The sequence below is a fragment of the Arenimonas sp. genome (assembly GCF_019459675.1).
Taxonomy (GTDB): Bacteria; Pseudomonadota; Gammaproteobacteria; order Xanthomonadales; family Xanthomonadaceae; genus Arenimonas.
The window spans coordinates 1-2,929 of record NZ_JAIBFH010000328.1 but is presented as its reverse complement, the minus strand read 5'-3'; the positions used below and the strand labels follow the sequence as shown (position 1 = coordinate 2,929).

Annotated in this window: 2 protein-coding genes; one reads left to right on the top strand and one right to left on the bottom strand. The window is 71.6% G+C overall.

Translation table 11 applies throughout. From position 1 onward, the window contains the following. Positions 1-48: 48 nt before the first annotated feature. Entirely contained in the window at positions 49-789 is a 741-nt protein-coding gene (locus tag K0M70_RS11045) for a glycine zipper 2TM domain-containing protein (protein ID WP_290781911.1), read from the bottom strand. Between the two features lie 242 nt (positions 790-1,031). On the opposite strand from K0M70_RS11045, the gene K0M70_RS11040 reads away from it, so the two are divergent. Then, on the top strand, positions 1,032-2,929 hold a 1,898-nt coding region (locus tag K0M70_RS11040; RefSeq protein WP_290781910.1), incomplete at its 3' end, for a sulfotransferase.

Genomic DNA, 2,929 nt, shown 5'->3' with positions numbered 1-2,929 from the left:
GCCGGCCGGCGACACTGCCCCGGCAACGGGTAACTCGCTGCCCGGGTGTTAATCGGTCATCGGAACGTCGCGGCGGCCGGCGTATTCGTAGCCGCCGCGGTAGCCCACCACGCGCTCGTCGCGCACCTGCGAGGTCACCGTGCGGCAGCGCTGCACCTGCTGCGGGTAGCTCGCGGCCTGGTTGCGGTACGGGTCGTTGCGGTAGCGACCATTGCGCTCGATGTTGTTGCCGATGCTGCCGCCCAGCACCGCACCGATCACGGTCGCGGCCTTGCGGCCGTCGCCGTCACCCACGCTGTTGCCGAGCACGCCGCCGGCGATCGCGCCGAGCAGGGCGCCGCCGCCCGTGGTCTGGGCCCGGGGCGCATACGGGTCACGGTAGGCGTTGGAATAGCCGCGTCCCTGCGAGGCATAGGACGGCGACGGTTCGCTCCAGCACTGCTGGCGGGCGACCGGCTGCCCGGGCTCGACGATCGGATCGACGCTGACCACGCGCGCCATGTCGTAGGCCGGCGCCTGCTGCGCGCCGTAGCCGTAGCCCTGGTTCAAGGACACGCGCGGGTCCGGGTAGGCCGACGGCGACGGGCCGTAGTAGCCACTGCCGTCCTGCGTGGCGTAGGCGTCATCCTGGCCGTAATAGCCGGTGTCGTCGCCGTAATAGCCGTCGTCCTGGCCGGCGTAGCGGTCGTCGTAAACCGGGCCACGGTCGTCGTAATACTCCTGCGCGGCCGCGGTGCCGGCGGCAAGCGCGAGCGCGAAAGCTAGGGAACGGACGGCGAAACGCTTCATGGCTGACTCCTGGCGCCGGGTTGGCGTAGGCGCATCCTCGGGCCGGCGCGCCCAACCCGGGCTGAACTCAAACGGCCGGGCGCGGGCCATTCAGCCGCTCGACAGGCTGGCGGGCCGGGCACCCGGCCCGCGGCGCGCGGTGACCTGCAGCCTTTGATTCCCGACGAAACTGGCCGCTCCGGGCCTTGCCCAGTAACATGACAGCCGTAGCCGGCTCGCTCCGGCGATCCCTCCGGAAGGCAATGAAACTACAGGTTCCGTTCGTCCAGCTGCCGGTGTCCTTCGACGCCGATGCCCTGGCCCAGGAAGTCGCCGCCGTCGACGATCGCCACTGGCGCGCCCGCGCCGTGGGCGTGGCGGGCAACAGCGCCCTTACCCTGGTCACCACCGAAGGCAACCCGGACAGCGACGAGCTGGCCGGGCGCATGCGCCCCACGCCGTGGCTGGAGCAATGCCCGCAGGTGATGCAGCTGATGGCCACGCTGGGCGCCACCTGGGGCCGCTCGCGCCTGATGAAGCTCTACGGCCAGTCGGAAGTGTCGCCGCACGTGGACACCAACTATTACTGGCGCGACCGCATGCGCGTGCACGTGCCCATCGTCACCACGCCCGACGTCATGTTCCAGTGCGGCGAGACCGAGGTGAACATGGCCCCGGGCGAATGCTGGATCTTCGACACCTGGCGTCGCCACCGCGTGCTCAACCCCAGCAACCGCGAACGCATCCACCTGGTGATGGACACGGTGGGCGGCGACCGCCTGTGGGACCTGATCGCCGCCGGCCGCACGCCCCTGCGCGACGACCCGTCTTGGCGCGCGCAGCCGGTGCCGCTGGACGCCGGCCAGCCGCTGCCGACCCTGGATTTCGAAACAGTGAACGTGCCGACGGTGATGGGCCCCTGGGAAATCCGGGAGCACGTCGTGTTCCTGCTGGGCGAAGCCATCCAGGACCCGCGCCTGCCCGCGCTGCAGCAGACGCTGCTGGTGTTCGCGCGGCGCTGGCAGGCGCTGTGGTCGGCGTTCGGCGAGTCCAGCAGCGGCTGGCCGCGCTACCGCAGCCTGCTCGACGAAACCCAGGCGCGGCTGGCCGCGCAGGGCATCGGCGAAATCGGCCTGCGCAACGAAGTGGGCCTGGAGTTCGCACTCAAGTCGTACGTGTTCGACGTGGCGCTGGCCGACCGCGACCTGCGCGGCGAGCTGTCGCGCCAGGACGTGCATGGCTCGCCCGCCGTGGCCGAAGCCGCGCGTGCGCCCCGGCCCGCGTCTCCGCGCGCCGTTGATTTCGATCGCCCGGTGTTCATTGTCAGCCCGCCGCGTTCGGGTTCAACCCTGCTGTTCGAAACCCTGGCCGCGGCGCCCGGCGTGTTCACCATCGGCGACGAGAGCCACAGCCTGATCGAAGGCGTACCGGGCCTGGCGCCTTCGCAGCGCGACTACGCCTCCAACCGCCTGATGGCCGCCGACGCCACGCAGGACGTTTCGGGGCGGCTGCGCGCGCGCTTCATGGACGCCCTGCGCGACCGCGAAGGTCGCCCGCCTGCCGCCGGCACCCCGCCGCGCATGCTGGAAAAAACCCCCAAGAACGCCCTGCGCATCCCGTTCCTGCGCGAAGTGTTTCCGGGCGCGCGCTTCATCTACCTGCACCGCGATCCGCGCCAGGTGCTCGGCAGCATGATCGACGGCTGGCAGTCGGGCCATTTCGTGATGTACCCCAACCTGCCCGATTGGCAGGGTCTGCCGTGGTCGTTCCTGCTCACGCCCGGATGGCGCGCCCTGTCGGGACGGCCCCTGGGCGAAGTGGTGGCGGCGCAGTGGGACACCGCCACGCGGCAGCTGCTCGACGACCTCGACGGTATTGATCCGGCCGATTGGATCGCGGTGGACCACGGCCGCTTCCTGGCCGAACCACAGCCCCAGGCCCAGCGCCTGTGCGATTGGGCCGGCTGGGGCTGGGACCGTGCGTTGGGCGACACGCTGCCGCATTCGCGCTACACGCTCACCGCGCCCGACCCTGAAAAATGGCGGCGCCACGCCGACCGGATCGAGCCGCAGTGGCCGGGCCTGGCCGCCACCGCCGGCCCCGCCCCCCGGGCCGCCCACCCCCGGAACCCCGCCCCCGGGGGCCCCCGGCCCCCCGCCGG

Coding starts and splice junctions, on each gene's coding strand:
- K0M70_RS11045 (WP_290781911.1), bottom strand. CDS start 789: ATGAAGCGTTTCGCCGTCCGTTCCCTAGCTTTCGCGCTCGCGCTTGCC.